The 20,154-nt window shown below is 69.9% G+C and carries 19 protein-coding genes; 11 read left to right on the top strand and 8 right to left on the bottom strand.

Annotated elements, in window-relative coordinates:
* Positions 1-110 precede the first annotated feature (110 nt).
* The 5 genes from ACWEPG_RS01810 to ACWEPG_RS01790 all read left to right on the top strand — a co-directional run bounded on the left by ACWEPG_RS01810 (position 111) and on the right by ACWEPG_RS01790 (position 5,933).
* Complete coding sequence (locus ACWEPG_RS01810) at positions 111-2,300, top strand: acyl-CoA dehydrogenase (RefSeq protein ID WP_452593737.1); 2,190 nt, start codon at positions 111-113, stop codon at positions 2,298-2,300.
* A gap of 12 nt (positions 2,301-2,312) precedes the next feature.
* Positions 2,313-3,518 (top strand): lipid-transfer protein, encoded by a 1,206-nt coding sequence (locus ACWEPG_RS01805; protein WP_450116953.1) that lies wholly within the window; start codon positions 2,313-2,315, stop codon positions 3,516-3,518.
* A gap of 5 nt (positions 3,519-3,523) precedes the next feature.
* On the top strand, positions 3,524-4,396 hold the full coding sequence (locus tag ACWEPG_RS01800; protein ID WP_450116952.1) for a MaoC/PaaZ C-terminal domain-containing protein: 873 nt from the start codon (positions 3,524-3,526) through the stop codon (positions 4,394-4,396).
* Complete coding sequence (locus ACWEPG_RS01795) at positions 4,393-5,046, top strand: PaaI family thioesterase (RefSeq protein WP_450116951.1); 654 nt, start codon at positions 4,393-4,395, stop codon at positions 5,044-5,046. Before ACWEPG_RS01800 ends, ACWEPG_RS01795 begins: the two co-directional genes overlap by 4 nt.
* Before the next feature lie 98 nt (positions 5,047-5,144).
* The gene (locus ACWEPG_RS01790) at positions 5,145-5,933 is read left to right on the top strand and encodes an SDR family NAD(P)-dependent oxidoreductase (RefSeq protein WP_450116950.1); all 789 of its coding nucleotides are present in this window, start codon (positions 5,145-5,147) and stop codon (positions 5,931-5,933) included.
* Positions 5,934-5,949: 16 nt separating this feature from the next.
* Here the strand turns inward: ACWEPG_RS01790 and ACWEPG_RS01785 are convergent, their stop codons facing one another.
* The 3 genes from ACWEPG_RS01785 to ACWEPG_RS01775 form a co-directional block, all read right to left on the bottom strand.
* Complete coding sequence (locus tag ACWEPG_RS01785) at positions 5,950-6,390, bottom strand: nuclear transport factor 2 family protein (RefSeq protein ID WP_450133574.1); 441 nt, start codon at positions 6,388-6,390, stop codon at positions 5,950-5,952.
* Positions 6,391-6,467: 77 nt separating this feature from the next.
* A complete protein-coding gene (locus ACWEPG_RS01780; protein ID WP_452593736.1) occupies positions 6,468-7,037 on the bottom strand; it encodes a hypothetical protein in 570 nt (189 codons plus the stop codon).
* A 125-nt stretch (positions 7,038-7,162) separates the two neighbouring features.
* Complete coding sequence (locus ACWEPG_RS01775) at positions 7,163-9,973, bottom strand: FAD-binding and (Fe-S)-binding domain-containing protein (RefSeq protein ID WP_452593735.1); 2,811 nt, start codon at positions 9,971-9,973, stop codon at positions 7,163-7,165.
* A gap of 217 nt (positions 9,974-10,190) precedes the next feature.
* Between ACWEPG_RS01775 and ACWEPG_RS01770 the strand changes: the two genes are divergently transcribed.
* Positions 10,191-10,652, top strand: a complete 462-nt coding sequence (locus ACWEPG_RS01770) for a hypothetical protein (RefSeq protein WP_450116946.1) — start codon at positions 10,191-10,193, stop codon at positions 10,650-10,652.
* 69 nt (positions 10,653-10,721) lie between these two features.
* On the opposite strand, the gene ACWEPG_RS01765 is transcribed toward ACWEPG_RS01770, so the two are convergent.
* Positions 10,722-10,937: a hypothetical protein gene (locus tag ACWEPG_RS01765; protein WP_450116945.1), complete on the bottom strand. Its 216-nt coding sequence runs from the start codon at positions 10,935-10,937 to the stop codon at positions 10,722-10,724.
* Between the two features lie 296 nt (positions 10,938-11,233).
* On the opposite strand from ACWEPG_RS01765, the gene ACWEPG_RS01760 reads away from it, so the two are divergent.
* The gene (locus ACWEPG_RS01760) at positions 11,234-11,632 is read left to right on the top strand and encodes a hypothetical protein (protein ID WP_450116944.1); all 399 of its coding nucleotides are present in this window, start codon (positions 11,234-11,236) and stop codon (positions 11,630-11,632) included.
* 277 nt (positions 11,633-11,909) lie between these two features.
* On the opposite strand, the gene ACWEPG_RS01755 is transcribed toward ACWEPG_RS01760, so the two are convergent.
* From ACWEPG_RS01755 to ACWEPG_RS01740, 4 genes are read right to left on the bottom strand one after another with little or no spacing between them, the layout of a single operon-like run.
* The gene (locus ACWEPG_RS01755; RefSeq protein ID WP_450116943.1) at positions 11,910-12,428 is read right to left on the bottom strand and encodes a nuclear transport factor 2 family protein; all 519 of its coding nucleotides are present in this window, start codon (positions 12,426-12,428) and stop codon (positions 11,910-11,912) included.
* Entirely contained in the window at positions 12,425-13,336 is a 912-nt protein-coding gene (locus tag ACWEPG_RS01750; RefSeq protein WP_450116942.1) for a TIGR03619 family F420-dependent LLM class oxidoreductase, read from the bottom strand. The genes ACWEPG_RS01755 and ACWEPG_RS01750 overlap by 4 nt, the downstream gene beginning before the upstream one ends.
* Entirely contained in the window at positions 13,333-13,827 is a 495-nt protein-coding gene (locus tag ACWEPG_RS01745) for a nuclear transport factor 2 family protein (RefSeq protein WP_450116941.1), read from the bottom strand. Before ACWEPG_RS01745 ends, ACWEPG_RS01750 begins: the two co-directional genes overlap by 4 nt.
* A gap of 9 nt (positions 13,828-13,836) precedes the next feature.
* Complete coding sequence (locus ACWEPG_RS01740; protein WP_450116940.1) at positions 13,837-15,495, bottom strand: class I adenylate-forming enzyme family protein; 1,659 nt, start codon at positions 15,493-15,495, stop codon at positions 13,837-13,839.
* A 217-nt stretch (positions 15,496-15,712) separates the two neighbouring features.
* On the opposite strand from ACWEPG_RS01740, the gene ACWEPG_RS01735 reads away from it, so the two are divergent.
* The 4 genes from ACWEPG_RS01735 (at position 15,713) to ACWEPG_RS01720 (ending at position 20,100) form a co-directional block, all read left to right on the top strand.
* Entirely contained in the window at positions 15,713-17,386 is a 1,674-nt protein-coding gene (locus ACWEPG_RS01735; protein ID WP_450116939.1) for an AMP-binding protein, read from the top strand.
* Positions 17,387-17,408: 22 nt separating this feature from the next.
* Positions 17,409-18,209: an SDR family NAD(P)-dependent oxidoreductase gene (locus tag ACWEPG_RS01730; RefSeq protein WP_452593734.1), complete on the top strand. Its 801-nt coding sequence runs from the start codon at positions 17,409-17,411 to the stop codon at positions 18,207-18,209.
* A gap of 120 nt (positions 18,210-18,329) precedes the next feature.
* Positions 18,330-19,178, top strand: coding sequence for an SDR family oxidoreductase (locus tag ACWEPG_RS01725; RefSeq protein WP_450116962.1), 849 nt, complete (start codon positions 18,330-18,332; stop codon positions 19,176-19,178).
* A gap of 40 nt (positions 19,179-19,218) precedes the next feature.
* Entirely contained in the window at positions 19,219-20,100 is an 882-nt protein-coding gene (locus ACWEPG_RS01720; RefSeq protein WP_452593871.1) for an LLM class F420-dependent oxidoreductase, read from the top strand.
* Positions 20,101-20,154: the final 54 nt, after the last annotated feature.

Below are 20,154 nucleotides of genomic sequence, written 5' to 3'. Positions count from 1 at the left end.
CCGGTCGAGTGAACGGAAGCGCTCACTCGATCCACTCGACCGAATGTTCCGTTCACTCGGACGAGCGCCCGGGATCGGCACTAGAATTTCTTCTACTTAAGGACCCTTTGATGACCATTGGAATGAGCGACGAGGACCGCGAGCTCCGCGACTCGGTGCGCGGCTGGGCCGCCCGGTACGCCACCCCCGAGGTGATCCGTGAGGCCGTCGAGGCCAAGGTCGAGACCCGGCCGCAGTACTGGAGCTCGCTCGCCGAGCTCGGCATGCTCGGGCTGCACCTGCCCGAGGAGGTCGGCGGCGCCGGCTTCTCGCTCCTGGAAACCGCCATCGTCGCCGAGGAACTCGGCCGCGCCATGGTCCCCGGACCGTTCCTGCCCACGGTCGTCGTCTCCGAGGTCCTGCACGAAGCGGGTCGCAACGCCGAGCTCGAGGGCCTGGCAGACGGCTCGCTGTTCGGTGCGGTGGCGCTGCAGCCCGGCGACCTGCGCATCGTCCGCGACGGCGGCGCGGCCACGCTGTCCGGCACGTCCAGCCACGTCCTCGGCGGACAGGTCGGCGACGTGTTCCTGCTCGCCGCGGATGACGCGGGCGAGCTCGCGTTCGTCGTCGTCTCGCGGGATCGCCTGGACATCTCCGAACTGCCCGGCTACGACGTGATCCGTCGCAACGCCGAGATCACGGTCGGCGGCCTCGCCCTCGCCGACGGCGACGTGCTGACGCTGGACCCTCAGCGGGTCCTCGACGTCGCCGCGGCCCTCTTCGCCGCCGAGGCGGCCGGGCTGGCGGACTGGGCCACCACCACCGCCGCCGACTACGCGCGGGTCCGTCAGCAGTTCGGGCGGGTCATCGGCCAGTTCCAGGGCGTCAAGCACAAGGCCGCCCGGATGCTGAGCCTGACCGAGCAGGCCCGCGTCACCGCGTGGGACGCCGTCCGCGCGCTCGGCGATGACGTCTCGAGTGCCGAGTCGTCGCTGGCCGCCGCCGTCGCCGCCGCGGTCGCGCCAGAGGCCGCGTTCCAGGTCACCAAGGACTGCATCCAGGTACTCGGCGGCATCGGATACACGTGGGAGCACGACGCCCACCTCTACATGCGGCGCGCGCAGTCGCTGCGAATCCTGTTGGGCTCCACTGCCTCTTGGAAGCGCCGCGTCGCGAACCTCACCCTCGAGGGCGCCCGTCGCGTGCTCAGCATCGAGCTGCCCGCGGAGGCCGAGCAGATCCGCGCCGACATCCGCGCCGAGCTGGCGCCGGCCGCCGAGCTGGCGGGTACCGAGCAGAAGACCTACCTCGCGGAGCGGGGCTACACGTCACCGCACCTGCCGGCCCCGTGGGGCAAGAGCGCCGACGCGGTCACCCAGCTCGTGATCGCCGAGGAGCTGCGGGACGCGAAGATCAGGCCGCACGACATGATCATCGGCAACTGGGTGGTGCCCACCCTGATCGCGCACGGCAACGACGAGCAGATGCAGCGCTTCCTCCCGGCGTCGCTGCGCGGCGACATCGTCTGGTGCCAGCTGTTCTCCGAGCCCGGCGCCGGGTCCGACCTCGCAGGCCTGTCCACCAAGGCCACCAAGGTCGACGGCGGCTGGAAGCTGCAGGGCCAGAAGGTGTGGACCTCGATGGCTCGCGACGCGCACTGGGGCATCTGCCTGGCCCGCACCGACGGCGACGTGCCCAAGCACAAGGGACTGTCGTACTTCCTGATCGACATCAAGAACTCCGAGGGTCTCGACATCCGCCCGCTTCGGGAGATCACCGGCGAGGCGCTGTTCAACGAGGTGTTCTTCGACGACGTGTTCGTCCCGGACGAGTGCCTGGTCGGCGAGCCCGGTGACGGATGGAAGCTGGCCCGCACCACCCTCGCGAACGAGCGGGTCTCGCTCTCGCACGACTCCTCGCTGGGCTCCGGCGGCGAGGCGCTGCTGACGCTGGCCGCGACGGTGCCCGGCGGCCTGGACGCCGAACAGCTCACCGTGCTCGGCAAGGTGCTGTGCGACGCCCAGTCCGGTGGGCTGATGGGTCTGCGCACCACGCTGCGCTCGCTCACCGGCGCGCAGCCGGGCGCCGAGTCGTCGATCGCCAAGCTGCTCGGCGTCGAACACATCCAGCAGGTGTGGGAGGTCGCAATGGAGTGGGCGGGTCCGTCGTCGCTGCTCGGCGAGCAGGATCGCAGGTCCGCTACACAGATGTTCCTGAATTCGCAGTGCATGTCCATCGCCGGTGGTACGACGAATGTTCAGTTGAACATCATCGGCGAGCGGATCCTCGGTCTGCCTCGCGATCCAGAACCCGGAAAGTGAGCACGTAGTCACATGAACCGCACCTTTGTCGTCGGCGTCGGCATGACCAAGTTCGAGAAGATCGAGTCCCGGGACTGGGAGTACCCGGACATGGTCACCGAGGCCGTCGGCAAGGCGCTCGCGGACGCCGGCATCGACTACTCACAGGTCCAGCGTGCCGCCGCCGGCTACGTGTTCGGGGCGTCCACCGCCGGGCAGCGGGCGTTGTACGAGACCGGGCTGACCGGGATCCCGATCGTCAACGTCAACAACAACTGCGCGACCGGGTCCACCGCGCTGCTGATGGCGCGTGAGTGGGTGCAGGCCGGCTTCGTCGACTGCGCGCTGGCCGTGGGCTTCGAGAAGATGACCAAGACGTCGATGACCGGCACCGGCGAGATGCCGAAGGTCACCACCCTCGACGACCAGCTCAAGATCATGATCGAGAAGTTCGGCTGGGGCAAGGGCCCGATGACGGCGCAGCTGTTCGGCAACGCCGCGGTCGAGCACATGGAGCGTTACGGCACCACCGCCGAGCAGATCGCCGCGGTCGCGGTGAAGAACCACCGGCACTCGGTGAACAACCCGTACGCGCAGTTCCAGGACGAGTACACCCTCGAGCAGGTGCTGGGCGACAAGATGATTCACGCGCCGCTGACCCGGTCGCAGTGCTCGCCGACCTCCGACGGCGCCGGCGCCGCGATCGTCGTCAGCGAGAAGTTCGTGCGCGAGCACGGCCTCGAGGACCAGGCGATCGAGATCGTTGCGCAGGCGCTCACGACCGACGGCGAGGAGGCGTTCGCGGAGAGGTCGATGATCGACGTCGTCGGCGCGCCGATGACCCGCGCGGCCGCCGAGCAGGTGTTCGCGCAGTCCGGGCTGACGATCGAGGACGTCGACGTGATCGAGTTGCACGACTGCTTCGCGATCAACGAGATCATCACCTACGAGGGCCTCGGCCTGTGTGCGCCCGGCGAGGGCGGCAAGCTGGTCGAGTCCGGTGCGACCACTTACGGCGGCAGCTGGGTCGTCAACCCGTCCGGCGGTCTGATCTCGAAGGGGCACCCGCTGGGTGCCACCGGTCTCGCGCAGTGCGCGGAGCTGAACTGGCAGTTGCGCGGGCAGGCCGACGCGCGTCAGGTCGACGGTGCTTCCGTTGCCCTGCAACACAACCTGGGTCTCGGTGGGGCGTGCGTCGTCACTCTCTACCGGTCCGGAACCATCTCGAAGGAGTCATAACCCCAATGCCGATCGACGTGAGCGCCGCCCTGTCGGCCGCCCCAACCGTCCGCGAGGCCAGCTGGACCGAGCGTGACGTGATCCTGTACCACCTGGGCCTCGGCGCGGGTGTCGACTCGCTGAACCCGGCCGAACTCGGCTGGGTGTACGAGAAGGGTCTGCGGGTGCTGCCGACCTTCGCGATGGTCGCCGGCCAGGGCATCTCGGCCGGGACACTGAAGCCGGTCGGGATGAACATGCCGGGCATCGACATCGACCTGCGCAAGATCCTGCACGGCGGGCAGTCGCTGACGCTGCACGCCCCGATCCCGGCGTCGGGCACCGCGACGATCTCGTCGCGGGTCGCGAACGTCTGGGACAAGGGCAAGGCCGCGGTGATCGTGCTCGAGCAGTCCGCCAGCGATTCCGATGGAAACCCGTTGTGGACCACCGGAATGCAGATCTGGGCGCGCGGCGAGGGCGGCTTCGGCGGCGAGGCCGGACCGGACGTGTCGAACGCGGTGCCGGAGCGGGACGCCGACACGGTGCTGGTGTCGCCCACGAGCACCCAGCAGGCGCTGGTGTACCGGCTCAGCGGCGACCTGAACCCGCTGCACGCCGACCCGGAGTTCGCGAAGATGGCCGGGTTCGACCAGCCGATCCTGCACGGGCTCGCGTCGTACGGGGTCGTGTGCAAGGCCGTCGTCGACGGCGTGCTCGACGGGGATCCGACTCGGGTGCAGTCGTTCTCGGTGCGATTCGCCGGATCGCTGTACCCCGGGGAGACCATCGAGACCGCCGTCTGGCGTGACGGTGACACCCTCACCCTGGTGGCCACCTGCCCCGAACGGGACGGGCAGCCGGTGCTCACGCACGCGACGATGGAGGTCCGGTCGTGAACGAGGGCAACACCCACCCCACTGTCCGCACCCACCCGCACCGGACGGTGCTGACGGCTGCGCCGCAGGACACCCCGGTCGATCGCGCCACCGCGGCGGCCCGTCGGGTGATCGACGCGATGCTGCGCACCGATCGCGGCAACGCGAACCTCGACCGGGTCGCGGAGGAGCTCAACAGCATCGCCGACCACCTCGAGGAGCATGCCCCCGAGGTGGCCGAGCGGCTGGTCGACATGTGGAGCGGGGAGGGCGTCACCCGGCACGACCCGATCACCGGTCCGGAGAACGCCATCGCGCCCCCGCTGGTGATCGAGGGGCTCGAGGACGGTTCGGTTCAGGGCGTCGTCACGCTCACCCTGCCGTACCAGGGTCCGCCCGGGTGCGTGCACGGTGGCGTCTCGGCGTTGATCCTCGACCACGTGCTCGGTGTCGCCAACGCCTGGGGCGGCAAGGCAGGCATGACCGCGCAACTCAACACGCGGTACCACAAGCCGACGCCGCTGTTCGAGCCGCTGACGATCACCGGCAAGCAGATCTCGGTGGAAGGCCGCAAGATCCGCACGGTCGGAGACATCAAGAACGCCGCCGGTGAGGTGTGCGTCTCGGTCGACGGTCTGTTCATCGACGCCACGGTTCCGCGCCCCCGCTGACGGTCCTACCGAATGTGGGATCCGGTCGGTTCAACTGACCGAATCCCACATTCGGTCAGCGGGGAGGGGTGGAACGAGCACACAGGAGGAGCGCAGGTATGGGCAAGCTGGACGGACGGGTTGCCGTCATCACCGGAGCGGCCATGGGCATCGGCCGCGGTGTGGCGGGCGCGATGGCCCGCGAGGGCGCGAACATCATCGTCTCGGACATCGACGAGCAGGCGGGTGCCGACACCGTTCGGTGGCTCACCGACGAGTGGGGCGTGGGCGCGAAGTTCATCCGCGCCGACGTCACCGATCGTGAGCAGGTGCACGCGATGGTCGACGCGGGCACCGAGGAGTTCGGACGTCTCGACATCCTCGTCAACAACGCCTGGCGTCCGCTGGGCTACGCGCGGTTCGAGAAGACCGCCGAGGAGAACATGCGGATCGGCTTCGACATGGGTGTCATGTCGGCGTTCTGGGCGATGCAGCGCGCGTTTCCGGCGCTCGCCGAGCACGGCACCGGACGCGTCATCAACATGTGCAGCCTCAACGGCGTCAACGCTCACATGTACTCGGTGTACTACAACGCCGCGAAGGAGGCGCTGCGCAGCATGACCCGCACCGCCGCCCGTGAGTGGGCGCCGAAGCACGTGTGCTGCAACGTCATCTGCCCGGGTGCGAAGAGCGCCGCCTACCAGCGCGTCGCCGAGGCGAACCCGCAGATGGCGGCCGGGCAGGAGGCGGCGAACCCGATGGGACGCATCGGTGATCCCCTCGACGACATCGGCACCGTCGCCGCGTTCCTCGCGTCCGACGACTCCCGCTACCTCACCGGCAACACGCTGTTCGTTGACGGCGGCAGCCACATCAACGGCGTGCAGTGGGCGCCGCAGGTGGACTGAGGCGGCGCCGACCGGGTCAGCCGACCGAGATGGTGCGCTGGGCAAGCAGCCAGCGCCCGTCTTCCCGCCGGAACAGGTCGTGATACCGGCCCATGCTCGTCAACCGCGGCGCCGTGGCCGTCTCGGCGTAGAACTGCCAGACGGACTCTGCGCGCGCGGTGTCCGGGCCGTCGACGGAGACCGCGACGCACGTCGTCAGGTGCCGGGTGCCGGTCCCGGGTCCGGCGATGCCCGCGCCGCGACGTTCGCGGACGGCCGCCATGATCTCCGCGAGCCCCCGGGAGACCTGGGGCTTGGCGCCGGACGCGGTCGTGCCGGTCATCTCCCACACCGCGTCGTCGGTGTAGAGCTGCGCGTACGTCTCGACCGACGCCTCGTCGGCGGCGTGTGCGATGCGGGCGATGAGGGACCGGATCGCTTCGGCGGGTGCCTCGTTCTGAACAAACTCGCTGGTCATCCCCGCATCCTCCGTCTACGCCGACGCGGGTGCGAGCGGTGTCCCGGGCAGCGGGACACCGCCCGGCGGTTGGTCGGCTACCCCGCGCTGCCGCCGAGGCTGCCGGTGTCGACGCCGATCAGGTCCAGGATGGCTTCGATCGCGCCGGGGGTGCCTGCGACGGCGCTGCCGAGGTCGAGGACCGCGGACCCGACCTCGATCGGGCTCCCGACGAACACCGGCTCGAAGTCGACGGCCGGATTGGTGATGTTCGGGTTGATGCAGACGCCGAGCGCGACGTAGACGCCGACGGGCACGTCGGGGACCTCGTACGTCCGTTCGCGGACCAATGCGTTGGTGGTGGTCGCGGACGGTCCCCACTGGAACACGGCGGGGTCGATCTGATCCAGCGGGGGCAGGGTTCCCCCCGCGAGCGCGGGAATCAGGGGGACGGCCTTGGCCGGGTTCACCAGCGCCGCGGTGCAGAAGGTCAGGGCCTGCGCGAGTCCGCTGTTGGGGTCGGAGAGCTTGATCGTCAGGTGATTGCCGTCGACCGTCGTGCTGATCGCGGGTGGCGCGGGCGGCGGGATCTGGGCGGACGCCGTTGGCGCCGCCATCGCGCTCACCGCGAGGACGGCGGTGGCCGTCCCGGCGATGGTCGCGGCCATTGTCTTCCAGCGCGCAGTTGTGGGCACGACTACCTCACCAACCCTTCGAGTCGGCCCGGCTCGGGAGTGAGCCGAGTCGACTGATGATGCCCCACGACAGCAACCGATCGGGGGAGGTGCGCAGTTCAGGTCGTGTGCGTGGCGAACAACTGGGCAAGGTGGACGCCCTCGCGCCCGGCCAGCTGGGCGGCCTGGGTGCGGCACGAGAAGCCGTCCGCGAGCAGCGTCGCGTCCGGGTGCGCGGACAGGGCGGGCAGCAGGGCGTGGCCGGCGACCGCGACCGAGACATCGTGGTGTCCGCGTTCCATTCCGAAGTTGCCGGCCAGTCCGCAACAGCCGGTGAGCTGGTGCACCGTCGCCCCGGCCAGGTCCAGTAGCGCACGGTCGGCCGCGAATCCGGTGACGGCGTGCTGGTGGCAGTGCGGCTGCACCACGACCTCGACGCCCTCCAGGCGCGGTGGGTGCCAGGGTGTGCCGTCGGGAAGGGTTGCGGTGGAAAGAAACTCGGCGAAGGTGTGTGTCGCCGCTGCCGCGAGGTGCGACCGGGGATCGTCCGGGAGCAGTTCGACCAGGTCCGAGCGCAGCACCGCGGTACACGACGGCTCCAGCCCGATGATCGGTCGGCCGGCATCGAGGTGCGGCTGCAACTGGTCGAGCGTACGAGCGAGTTGTCTTCGCGCCCCATCCAACTGGCCGGTGGTGATCCAGGTCAGACCGCAGCAGGACCGCCTCTCGGTCAGCTCGACTCGGTATCCGGCGTGCTCCAGCACCGTGACCGCGGCACTCGCCACCGCCGGGGTGAAGGCATCGGTGAAGGTGTCCAGCCACAACAGAACGCTGCGTTCCGCTTGCGGTGCAGCAGATCTGCGGCGCAGGGATCGGCGCGAACTCGCTCGTGCCAGCGCCGGTACTCCGCGGCGCGGGTCGAGTCCGGCCAGCCGCAATCCGGTGCGCCGCAGGAACGGCACCCCGGTCGCGGCGTTGACGACACGCGGTGCCCGGGTCGCAGCGGCCGCCCAGCGAGGCAGCCAGCCGAGCGTGTAGTGGCCCCGCGGGCGCAGTCGCCGCCTATACCGGCGATACAGCACCTCCGACTTGTAGGTGGCGATGTCGACCCCCGCCGGGCAGTCGGAAGAACACGCCTTGCACGACAGGCACAGGTCCAGGGACTCGGCGAGTTCTCCGGCGTCGAACCCGCTCGACACGAGCGTGCCGTTGATCGCTTCCTGCAGTACCCGCGCCCGGCCTCGGGTGCTGTCCTTCTCATCCCGGGTCGCCACGTACGACGGGCACATGAATCCGCCGGATTCCGAGCGGCACTTGCCGATTCCGACGCACCGATGGACCGCGGTCGAGAGGTCGCCGCCATCGTCGTGCAGCGCGAATCCGCCGGCCCGGGTGACCGGCCGGGCAGCGGGTATCCGCAGATCCGCATCCACCGGTGCCGCGTCCACCACCACGCCGGGGTTCAGCACGGCGTCCGGGTCGAACAGCGACTTGAATTCCGCGAACGCCGAGAGCGCGGCGGGGGAGTACATCAGCGGCAGCAGTTCGGAGCGTGCGCGTCCGTCGCCGTGCTCACCGGACATCGAGCCGCCGTGCCCGGCGACCAGTGCGGCCGCGTCCAGAAGAAATGCGCGGAAGCGATCGGGCGCCCGATCCATCGGGAAGTCCAGTCGGACGTGCACGCACCCGTCACCGAAGTGGCCGTACAGCAGACCGTCCACGTCGTGCTCGCCCATCAGGTCGTCGAAGTCGCGCAGGTACGCCCCGAGACGGTGCTGGGGCACTGCGGCGTCCTCCCATCCGGGCCAGGCCGGGCGCCCGCGCCGGGTGCGTCCCGACAGCCCGACGCCGTCCGCTCGGATCCGCCACAGGGCCGCCGACTCGGGCCCGGTCGCCACGACCCTGGTATCCACCGCGTTCGACGCCGCACACAGCGCCGCGGCGTCGGCGAGCGCCTGTTCGGCGGTGTCCCCGGCCATCTCGACGAAGAGCCAGCCTTCGCCGCGGGGCAGTTCGGGTACGGCGGCGGCGCCCTTGTGTCGTCGGACCACGTCGACCAGCCGGGCGTCGATACCCTCGACGGCGAGGGGGCGGGCCGCCATCAGCGCCGGGACGTCGTCGGCGGCGTCGGGCATGGCCGGGTAGCCGAGAACCACGAGCGCAGTCGCGGTGGGGACCGGAACCAGGTCGACGGTGGCGTCGAGGATCAGGCCGCAGCTGCCCTCGGTGCCGACGAATGCCCTGGCGAGCGCGTGCCCCCGTTCGGGCAGGAGGTGCTCGAGGGAGAATCCCGACGCCTGCCGGTCGAAGCGGCCGAGCTCGGTGCGCAGCGTCGCCAGGTTTGCGGTCACGAAGGCGTCCAGCCCGGGCACCACGGACAGGTCGTCGGCGAGGACGCGCTGCGTGCCCGTGCCGTCCAGGATGCGCAGCCGGCGTGCGTTCTCGGCGGTCCGCCCCCAGGCGACGGCGCGTGGGCCGCAGGCGTTGTTGCCGAGCATGCCTCCGAGGGTGCACCGGTCCTGCGTCGACGGATCCGGGCCGAAGCGCAGACCGTGCGGTGCGGCGGCCCGCTGCAGCGAGGAGAGCACCACCCCCGGCTGCACGACCGCGGTCCGGGCGCCCGGATCGAGGTCGAGGATCCGGTTCATGTGGCGACAGAAGTCGAGCACCAGTCCGGCGCCGATCGCGTTGCCCGCTACGGACGTCCCCGCTCCGCGAGCCGTCACCGGGACGCCGTGGGCGCGGCCGGCCGCGAGAGTTGCGGCCACGTCCTCGTCGGAGCGCGGGAACACGACCGCGGTCGGGGGTACTCGGTAGTTCGAGGCGTCGGAGGAGTACTCGGCCCGACGGCGGGTGGAATCGTCGACCTCGCCGTCGAGGCTGGAGCGTAATTCCGCGACGGCGGCGCCTGTCGTATCCGCACTGGGCACGGTGCCGATACTACGACCACCGCACACTGTCGCGCCGGGCGCGCATGGCCGCTGACGTGGCGTAATCGAATGATGCTGTTAGACAGAACGATTGATTGAACGCGGCAGATTTCGAGAAGCCCTGACCGGCGGGTGTGAGTCGTGCATGATGGCTGCCGGCGTGCGCACCGCGCGCACCACCATCCGCACCCGACCATCATCGAGAAACGGACACGCTGTGAGGACATCCCGCAAGAGCACCGCACGACTCGCCGTCATCGCCGGCCTCGGGGCCGCGGCACTGGTCGCCAACCCGGCCGTCGGTTCCGCCGCGGTCGCGGGCACCGCGAACGTGACGTCGAGCGGCAACACGATCACCGTCAAGTTCGCCGACGTCAGCTCCCCGTCACTGATCGCCTGCTGGGTCAGGGTGGACAACGCGAGCGGCACCGAGTCCACCGCCAACCCTGTACTGATCCTCGGGAACCCGGGCGCCGGGACCTTCGTCTCGCAGGGACTGGACAGCGGTGACTACACCGTCCACGCCCTGTGCCTGGACGATGACGGCTCGACGCCGCTGACCCCCGTCGACGGCGTGCCCGTCACCGTCGGCTCCGCCACCAGCTTCGGCAGCGTCACGCTCGACACCGGCAGCCTGGGCCTCGACGCCGGCAGCCTGAGCCGGATCTTCGGCAGCTGACGGTCGTGGCCGCTCACCGTGCAGGTGAGCGGCCATGGCACTCCCGCCGCGCGGGCCAGGCGCGATCGCTCACCCGGCGGGCAGCGCGTCGAGCAGGTCGCCACCGCCGCGGGTGCCCCGCGGACAGGCCGCCTCCGGATCGGTCACCCGACCCGCGTCGGAACGGGTCCATTCCCGCACCGCCCACCGCTCGGCGATCGCCCACCGGCCGTCGCGCCGCTCCATCAGGTCGACGAAGCGTGCCCCGCTGGTGAAGTCGCCGCGGTTCGGGTGTCCCCAGTGCACATTGGTGGAGTAGGTACCTCGCCCGCGATGCGCGTGCGCAACGCGGCGACGGCGGGGGTGTGGCCTGAGGGTTGGACACGGTGCCGATTCTGCGGCTGCCGCGTGATGATCCGGCATCGCTCGGTCAATCATGTTGTTAGACAGTATATTTCGATTGTGTTCAGTCTTCCGAGAGTGTGACGTCGGGCCGGGTCGGGGGTGCATGATGTCGGCTGTCATGGACTCGCATTCCGGCGAGCCGGTTACCCGTCAAGAAATGGATCACTGTGAAGACTTCTCGTAAGAGCGTTACCCGCGTGGGTGCCGTTGTCGGATTCGCCGCCCTCGCACTGGTCGCCAACCCTGCACTGAGCTCGGCCACGGCCGCCGGTTCGGTTCACGTATTCAAGCCCAGCGCCGACACCATTCAGGTCGATTTCACCGGTATCAGTTCTCCCACCCTGAGTGGATGCTCCGTGGACGTGCTGGAGGAGTTCGGCCGGGAGAGTTTCCACGGCGACGTAGTGTTGACCGGGAATCCGGGCGACGGTACGTACACCTCGCCGCCCCTCAATCCGAACTGGAACTACAAGGTCGTCACGTCCTGCGTCGACGCGGACGGAGAGATCCCCCTTGTCAACACGACGCCGGAGCCGACACTCGCCTTCAGCGTCGATTACAACATCGGTCTTTTCACGTCCCTGTTCGCCAGCTGATCGCCGGTGCTCCTCCTCGGCAGTCCTGGCGCCGGGGTCTATACGCAGAAATTCGACAGCGGTGACACCGTCTCCGCCTCCTGCCTCGACGGCGACGGAACGACGGTCCTCACCCCCCAGGCGGGGTGCCGGTGACCCTCGGAACGAGCTTCGGAAGCCTGACGACCGATGATCCGCTGCATGGCGTCGAGCTGCGGGGCCGGTCGGTGGCGAGGTGCTGTTTCGCCGGATACCGGCAGCGGGGGCGCGATCTTCGGCAGCTGACGAGCCGGTCCGGTCAGGACGCGGCACCCACCCGCGCGCGCAACGTGTCGAGCAGATCGCTTCCGCCGCGCGTGCCCCGCGGGCCGGCCGCCTCGGGTGCGATCATCCGGCCGTCGTCGGATCGGGTCCACTCCCGTACCGCCCAGCGTTCGGCGATCGCCCACCTGCCGTCGCGCCGCTCCATCAGGTCGACGAAGCGTGCCCCACTGGTGAAGTCGCCGCGGTTCGGGTGTCCCCAGTGCACATTGGTGGAGTAGGCCTCGCTGATCGCGACGTCGCCGAACAGTTCCACGAGATGGTTCCCGACGTGGTGCATGGTGCCGCCGAGCAGTTCCAGCTTCGGCCCGACCCAGGCGATGTACTCGTCGACCGTGCCGTCGAATCCGGTGTGGTGGTCGATGCCGTCCGGGTGGTAGCAACCGCGCACCAGATCGAGATCGAGCCGGTCGATGCCGCGGCAGTACCGCAACACGACCTCGCGGATCTCCTGCTTGTCGAGAAGCTCTCGTAGTTCGCGCGACTCCACCGTCATCGAGCCTCCTCCTTCAACCCGACCAGCCGGTCGAGCAGGTCCGGGACGTCCTCGGCGGCGGCGCCGAACGCCACCGGCCGGAACACCGCGACCGTCGCGCCGGCCTTGTGCCACTGCAGCGCCCGGTCCGCGGTGGCGTCCAGATCCACCGCCCCGGACGCGTCGTGCACCGGCGTCACCGACACCTGAATCCGCGCCGAATCGGGATCGCGGCCGTGCTCGGCGAAGCATTCCCGGAGCAGCGCGACCGACTCGCCGAAGGCCGCCATGTCGGTGGGGTTGACGGTCCAGCCGTCCGCGACCCTCGCGATCCGCTCGAAGTTGCGCCTGCTCGGGCCGAACCCGAACAGCACCGGCACCCGGTCCTGGGCAGGCAACGGGTACGAGTGGAAGTCCTCGAACGCGAAGTCGCGACCGGTGAACGTCGCCGGCGGCGGCGCCCACAATGCGCGGCAGGCCGCGACGGTCTCCTCCATTCGGCCGAACCGGGCGTCGAACGGCACACCCGCCGCGGCGTACTCCGCCTCCTGCCAGCCGACACCCATCCCGATCGCGACCCGGCCACCCGAGATCGCGTCGAGCGTGGCGATCTGTTTGGCCAACAGCAGCGGCGGGCGGAGGGTCGCGATGAGCACCGACGCACCGAGCCGGGCCCGCCGGGTCACCGCGGCGACCGCCGAAAGCAGCGAGATCGGTTCGTACCACGGGTGGTCCAGCGCGAAAACGAACCCGTGCTCGGCGGCCCGTTCGGCGTGCGCGGCCTCGTTGAAGCCGAGGTGGTCACCGGTCGAGATCAGATCGAACCCCACGCGATCGGCGTGCGCGGCCAGGTCGAGCACCGGCTGGATCCGGCCGCCGTACAGCGCTTCGGCGCCCAGGATGTTGAGTCCCACTTCCAGGGCCGTCACGGACGGAGCAGCCTCTGCGCGTGTTCGCTCAGGTCGCCGGTGTGGTCGATGCAGCACAGCCGTTGCGTGAACCGCCACCGGCCGTCCACGGACTCGAAGCGATCGAAGTAGCGTCCGACGAGGATCGGCTGCAACGGGAGGTCCGCGGTGCCCTGCAGCACCGTCACGTACGAGACCGCGCTCGCCTCGGTGTTGTCGTCCGAGACGGACACGCGGACGTTGGTGGTGACGTGCTTGGTCCGCGGGGACGGCGGGTCGCCGTGCATCTTGACGAACGTTTCGTTGGCGCGCTGAACGGCCGCCGGGTCCCGCTCGATGAGCCCACCGAGCGGCACGCCGTCCCCGTCGCACTGTCCGTAGGTGGCATCGGCGAACAGAGCCGCCACCGCGGACAGTTCACCGCGGTCGATCAGATGCGAGTACGAGAAGACCAGGTCCCGGATCGCCTCGGTCGCGGCGAGCCGCTCGATCGTGTGCCGCATGTCCAGCATGGCCGGCCCCTACAGCTTGACCTGACCGCGGGACACCTTGCCGGTCGCGTTGCGCGGCAGCGGCTCGGTGGTCAGCCGCCAACGCGTGGGCACCTTGAAGTAGGAGAGCCGGTCCGCGGCGAACGCACGCAGCTCCTCCTCGCCGACCGTCGCCCCGGCGCGCACCACGACGATCGCCGCGACCTCCTGGCCGAGGTCCTCGTGCGCCTCGCCGACGACCGCGCACTCCGCGACGTCCGGATGCTCGTCGAGAACCTGCTCGATCTCGGTGGGGTAGATGTTCTCGCCGCCGCGCAGGATCAGGTCCGAGCGGCGACCGGTGAGCCGCAGCCGGCCGTCCTCGACGCGACCGAAGTCGCCGGTGTGCAGCCAGCCGTCGCGGATCGACGCCGACGTCGCCTCCGGGTTGTCCCAGTAGCCGAGCATCACGTACGGGCTGCGGACACACACCTCGCCCTCCTCGCCGTCCGGCAGCCGCTCGCCGAACGGGTCCCGGATCTCCATCGCGACCGCGAAGATCGGCCGGCCGAGGGTGCCGGGGAACTGCTGCACGTCCATCGGGGTGGCGACGGCGATGCCGGTGCTGCACTCGGTGAGGCCGTAGCTGTCGACGAGGGAGTCCTTCGCGAACGGCACCTCCTCGCGCAGGCGCTCCTTGAACGCCACCGACGACGGGGCCGATGCCAGCGCGAACGCGGTCAGCGACGAGGTGTCGTACTTGCGGACGTTGCCGTGCTCGATCAGCCGGGCAGCCATGGTCGGCACCGCGCCCCAGTTGGTGATCTTCTCCCGCTCGACCAGTGCGAGCACCCGGTCCACGTCGAACTTGTCCTGGTACAGGACCACCGCGCTGCCGGTGGCGAGGCGGGGGACGACGATGTTGTGCAGGCTCGCGATGTGGAACAGCGGCGAGGTGAGCAGGTAGCGCAGGTCGCTGGGCCGGTTCGGGTCGTACTCGCGCCCGGCGAACGCGTCGAGCAGTGCGTCGCTGTAGCGGTGGTAGTCGGCCACGGCCAGCAGGTTGCGCTGCGAGTGCAGGGCGCCCTTGGGCTTGCCGCTGGTGCCGCTGGTGAACAGGATGACCGACGGGTCGTCCTCGACGACCTCCGCGGTCCGCAGTGCGGCACCGCGATGGGCCTCGATCAGGCGCGGGACGTCCTGCTCCATCGTGAGCACGGGAACACCGGTCTCGGCCTCGGCGAGGAGGGCGACACGCTTGGCGTCGGCGATGAGCACCTTCGGCGTGGTCAGCTCGATGCCGTACGCGATCTCCCGCGGCACCCACCACGCGTTCAGTCCGACCGCGATCGCACCGAGCGACTGGGTGGCCCAGAACGCGATCACCCACTCGACGGTGTTCGCGGCGAGGATGCCGACCCGGTCGCCGACACCGATGCCGTACTCGTCGGCGAGGGCCTCGGCGAACGCCGCGACCTGCTCGGCGTGCTCACGGAACGAGATCCGCCGATCCTCGGTGACCAGATAGTCGCGGTCCCCGTACTCCAGCGACGCGGTGAGCAGTTCGTGCACCGCGTGGTTGCGCTGCCGCATGACCGGCATCCGCGTGCCGCGGACATCCTCGTCGACCAGCTCGAAAGGAGCCCCCGGTCCCGTCAGCCGGGACACGACGGCCGCGAGGTATGCCTGCGGATCGGTGGATGCAGTCATGAGATCGGGACCTCCCTGTACTTGAATTGGCGAGAAGGATCACACGGCCAGGGGGGTGCATGGAAGGCTTTTCCACTGACCGGGACTGGTGCGGTTCGGTTCTCGGGCCCTGGTTAGCGTCGGTCGAACATTGCTGGACCGTGCGCCGACTCCGGAGCCCGCGCCCCTCGCCGGTGCCTCCGCCCTGACCGTCGCAGTGCACAAGCAGACAACGGGAGTGGAATTGGAACGCGCGACGATCGCCGAGATGCTGCTGGATCGCCTCGGAGACGAGCACCTGGGCACCCGGACGCGGGATCGGGACTGGACGTGGGACGAGACGGTCCGTGAGAGCGCGGCGCGCGGGGCGCTGGCCGCGTCGCTGCGCCGGGAGGGGCCTTTCCACATCGGTGTGCTCCTCGAGAACGTTCCCGAGTTCCTGTTCTGGCTCGGCGGCGCCGCGCTGACCGGGGCGACGATTGTCGGCATCAACCCTACCCGCCGCGGTGCGGAACTCGAGGCCGAGATCCGGTACGTGGACTGCCAGCTCATCGTCACCGACGCCGAGGGTATGGCGAAGCTCAAGGGCCTCGACCTCGGTCTCGACGAGGACCGCTTCGTGCTCGTCGACGACCCGGCCTACGCGGACACCGTCGCCGCGCACCGCGTCGCGGAGCCCGCCCTGGACCCGTCGATCGACGAGTCCTCGCTGTTCCTCCTGCTGTTCACCTCGGGCACCACCGGCATGTCGAAGGCGGTGCGGTGCAGCCAGGGCCGGCTCGCGCGTCTCGCATACGCCAACTCCGCGAAGTACGGGCACTCGCGCGAGGACGTCGACTACTGCTGCATGCCGCTGTTCCACGGCAACGCGCTGATGGCGCTGTGGGCGCCCGCGCTGGCCAACGGTGCCACCGTCTGCCTGCCGCAGGCTTGCAAGTTCTCCGCCTCCGGGTTCATGCCCGACGTGAAGTTCTTCGGCGCCACGTTCTTCACGTACGTCGGCAAGGCGCTGTCGTACCTGATGGCGACCCCCGAGCAGCCCGACGACCTCGACAACACCCTGGTCCGCGGGTTCGGCACCGAGGCCTCCCCGGAGGACAAGGTCGAGTTCGTGCGCCGCTTCGGCGCGCAGCTGTTCGAGGGCTACGGCTCCTCCGAGGGCGCCGGTTCGGTGAAGCTGGACCCCGAGGCCCCCGAGGGCGCGCTCGGCAGGCCCGCCCACGACGAGATCGCCATCGTCAACCCGGAAACACTCGTGGAATGCGTCCGCGCGAAGCTCGACGAGCACGGCCGGGTGCTCAACCCGGACGAGGCGATCGGCGAGATGATCGACAAGGGCGGCGCCAAGCGGTTCGAGGGCTACTACAAGAACGAGCAGGCCATCGCGGACCGGATCAAGCACGGCTGGTACTGGACCGGCGACCTCGGGTACATCGACGAGGACGGGTTCATCTACTTCGCGGGACGCAAGGGCGACTGGATCCGCGTCGACGGCGAGAACACCTCCGCGTTGATGATCGAGCGGATCCTGCGCCGACACCCGAAGGTCATCGCCACCGGCGTGTACGCGGTCCCGGACCCGCGGTCCGGCGATCAGGTGATGGCCGCGATCGAGGTCTCGGACCTCACCGACTTCGATCCCGAGGAGTTCGCGTCGTTCCTCGGCACACAGGACGATCTGGGTACCAAGTCCGCCCCGCGCCTGGTCCGGGTGTCAACCAACCTCCCGGTGACCGGATCGAACAAGGTGCTCAAGCGGGAGCTGCAGGCGCAACTGTGGCGTTGCGACGAACCCGTATTCCACTGGCAGGGACGAGGCGAGCCGACCTACGTGGAAATGTCCGATGATGACAAGCGTGAACTGGAAGCGCAATTCGCGGCGTCGGGCCGGCAGCGGTTCCTCGGCGCCTGAGGTAACGAGGCCGGAGCCGACCGTGCCCGAGCCCAGTGGTCGCCCGGTCACCTTGGTGACCGGCGCGAGCCGAGGGATCGGTCGCGAAATTGCACTCGCATTCGCCCAGAGCGGATTCGACGTCGCCCTCACCGCCCGGACGGGGCGGGAGGGCGGCAGTCGGGGCGGATCGCGAGCACGCGGCGAATCCGTCCTCGTCCCCAGTGACCTGGAGGACACCGCTGCGCGGGTTCGAGCGTTCGGCGTCGCCGCGCTGCCGATCCCGATGGATCTCCTCGACGGGGTCTCGGTGCTGGCGGCGGCGGATCGGGTGCTCGAAACGTGGGGTCGCGTGGACGTTCTCGTCAACAACGCCTACGTGCAACCCGCCGGCATCGTCGATGGGGCGCAGGGCGTCGAACTCGACGACGCGACCCTGATGACGCGCGGGAACTACCGGCACCAGCTGGCCCTGATCCAGCGGGTGCTGCCCGCGATGGTCGGTCGGGGTTCCGGTGTCGTGATCAACCTGCTGTCGGGCCCGGAGCCGACGGAACCGGCCGGGACGGACACCGCTCTGAGCCCCTCCCACGCGACGTCGAACGCCGCGTTCCGGCGTCTCGCCGCCGCGGTGAACGCGGAGTACCGGCACCGCGGGGTGCGCGCGTTCAACCTCGGCCCCGACGCCGCGGTCGCCGAACCGGGCGAGGAGGCCGGGGGCGACGGCGTGCCGTCCAGGATGGTCGCCAGGTCGGCGTTGTGGCTGGCCACCCAGCCTGCCGCCGACCGGTTCCTCGACAACGTGGTGTGGGTGCCGAAGTCGGCGAGTCCGCTCGCGGCATGAACTGGTCTGCGGGACAACAGGAAAGGGTGTGCGTGGCGTGAAGTTCGGTGTGGTGGTTTCGGTCGAGTCGGGGATGACGGGGGACCGGTCGTGAGTGCGAATGCGGGCAGCTCGCAGCCGATGCCCGACGTCGTGACCACCGCGCCGAGTCGCCGCCCGGTCGCCTTGGTGACCGGCGCGAGCCGCGGCATCGGCCGGGAGATCGCGCTCGCCTTCGCCCGCAACGGATTCGACGTCGCCCTCACCGCGCGGACGGTGCGGGAGGGTGACGGGCGGGTGTCGCCGCGCACCCACGGTGAGCTGATTCCGGTGCCGGGCAGCCTGGAGACCACCGCCGCGGAGGTACGGGCCCTCGGCGTCGACGTGCTGGCCGTGCCGATGGATCTGCTCGACGCCACGTCGGTACTGGCGGCGGCCGATCGGGTACTCGAAACCTGGGGTCGCGTGGACGTTCTCGTCAACAACGCCTACGCGCAGACCGCGGGCAACATGGACCGGCTGCTCGACATCGAACTCGACGACGCCACGGTGATGATGCGCGGCAACTACCTGCACCAGCTCGCGCTGATCCAGCGGGTGCTGCCCGCGATGGTCGGTCGCGGGTCCGGCGTCCTGATCAACCTGGTGTCGGGATCGGCGACCATGGATCCACCCGCGGCACCCGGCGAGGGCGGCTGGGGGCTGTCGTACGCGGCGTCGAAGGCCGCGTTCGGCCGGATCGCCGGTGCCGTCAACGCCGAGTACCGGCACCGCGGGGTGCGGGCGTTCAACCTCAGTCCGGGCTTCGTGGTCACCGAGTCGGGAGCCGCCCGCGGCGGCACCGACGCGATCACCGACAGCGGGTTCGACACGGTGCCCGCGACGGTCCCGGCCGAGGCGGCGGTGTGGCTGGCGACCAACCCGGATGCGGACCGTTTCCTCGGTAAGGTCGTGTGGGCTCCGAAGCTGGTGGACTCGATCGCTGCGTGATCTGCGCTGCGGGACAACGGGAAAGGGTGTGCGTGGCGTGGTGAAGCTCGGTGTGGTGATGCCGGTCGAACTGGGGATGGCGGGGGACCCGGAGCAGGTTCTCGAATTCGCCAGGGCGGCCGAAACGCTGGGATTCGAAGAGATCTCCGCGGTCGAGCACGCGGTGGTGATCGCGAACACCGGCAGCGAGTACCCGTACTCGCCGACCGGCAAGTCGCACCTGCCCGACGACTGCCCGCTGCCCGATCCGCTCGAACTGCTCTCGTTCGTCGCCGGCGCCACCACCCGGCTCGGCCTGGCCACCGGAGTCCTGGTGGCGCCCAACCACAACCCGGTCGTGCTGGCCAAGCGGTTGGCCACCCTGGACCGGCTCTCCGGGGGACGCACCCGGATCTGTCTCGGGGTCGGCTGGATGCGTGAGGAGATCGAGGCGTGCGGCGGCGACTTCACCCGCCGCGGCAAGGCGACCGACGAGGCGATCGCCGTGATGCGCGCGCTGTGGGACGGCGGGTCCGACGGCGTCGACTTCGCAGGTCGGTTCACCTCGTTCACCGGCGCCTACTCGTTCCCGAAGCCGTTCCGGGAGAGCGGGGTTCCGCTGTACATCGGCGGGCACAGCGCGGCCGCCGCCCGGCGGGCCGGACGGGTCGGCGACGGATTCCAGCCGCTCGGGCTCGGCGGCGACGACCTGGCCGGCGCGGTCGCGACGATGCGCTCGGCGGCCTCGGACGCCGGCCGTGACCCTGCCGACGTCGCCCTGGTCCTCGGCGCGACCCTGCCGCGGATGGACGAGTCCAAGGTCGAGTGGGCGCGCGCACTCGGCTCCGACCGCATCCTGCTCTCGGCGTCCCGGCACGCCACCACCTTCGGCGCCGTCCTCGACGAGATGGCCGCCTGCGCCGAGCGGATGCAGCTGGTCTGACCCTTCCCTGGAGTTCCGTAATGTCACATCGGGTCACTTGACGACCCCCGATGT

It is taken from the genome of Rhodococcus sp. NPDC004095 (assembly GCF_053604015.1).
This window is presented reverse-complemented; position numbering and strand designations above follow the sequence as displayed.

Coding starts and splice junctions, on each gene's coding strand:
- ACWEPG_RS01810 (WP_452593737.1), top strand. CDS start 111: ATGACCATTGGAATGAGCGACGAGGACCGCGAGCTCCGCGACTCGGTG.
- ACWEPG_RS01805 (WP_450116953.1), top strand. CDS start 2,313: ATGAACCGCACCTTTGTCGTCGGCGTCGGCATGACCAAGTTCGAGAAG.
- ACWEPG_RS01800 (WP_450116952.1), top strand. CDS start 3,524: ATGCCGATCGACGTGAGCGCCGCCCTGTCGGCCGCCCCAACCGTCCGC.
- ACWEPG_RS01790 (WP_450116950.1), top strand. CDS start 5,145: ATGGGCAAGCTGGACGGACGGGTTGCCGTCATCACCGGAGCGGCCATG.
- ACWEPG_RS01785 (WP_450133574.1), bottom strand. CDS start 6,390: ATGACCAGCGAGTTTGTTCAGAACGAGGCACCCGCCGAAGCGATCCGG.
- ACWEPG_RS01780 (WP_452593736.1), bottom strand. CDS start 7,037: ATGGCCGCGACCATCGCCGGGACGGCCACCGCCGTCCTCGCGGTGAGC.
- ACWEPG_RS01755 (WP_450116943.1), bottom strand. CDS start 12,428: ATGACGGTGGAGTCGCGCGAACTACGAGAGCTTCTCGACAAGCAGGAG.
- ACWEPG_RS01745 (WP_450116941.1), bottom strand. CDS start 13,827: ATGCTGGACATGCGGCACACGATCGAGCGGCTCGCCGCGACCGAGGCG.
- ACWEPG_RS01740 (WP_450116940.1), bottom strand. CDS start 15,495: ATGACTGCATCCACCGATCCGCAGGCATACCTCGCGGCCGTCGTGTCC.
- ACWEPG_RS01725 (WP_450116962.1), top strand. CDS start 18,330: ATGCCCGACGTCGTGACCACCGCGCCGAGTCGCCGCCCGGTCGCCTTG.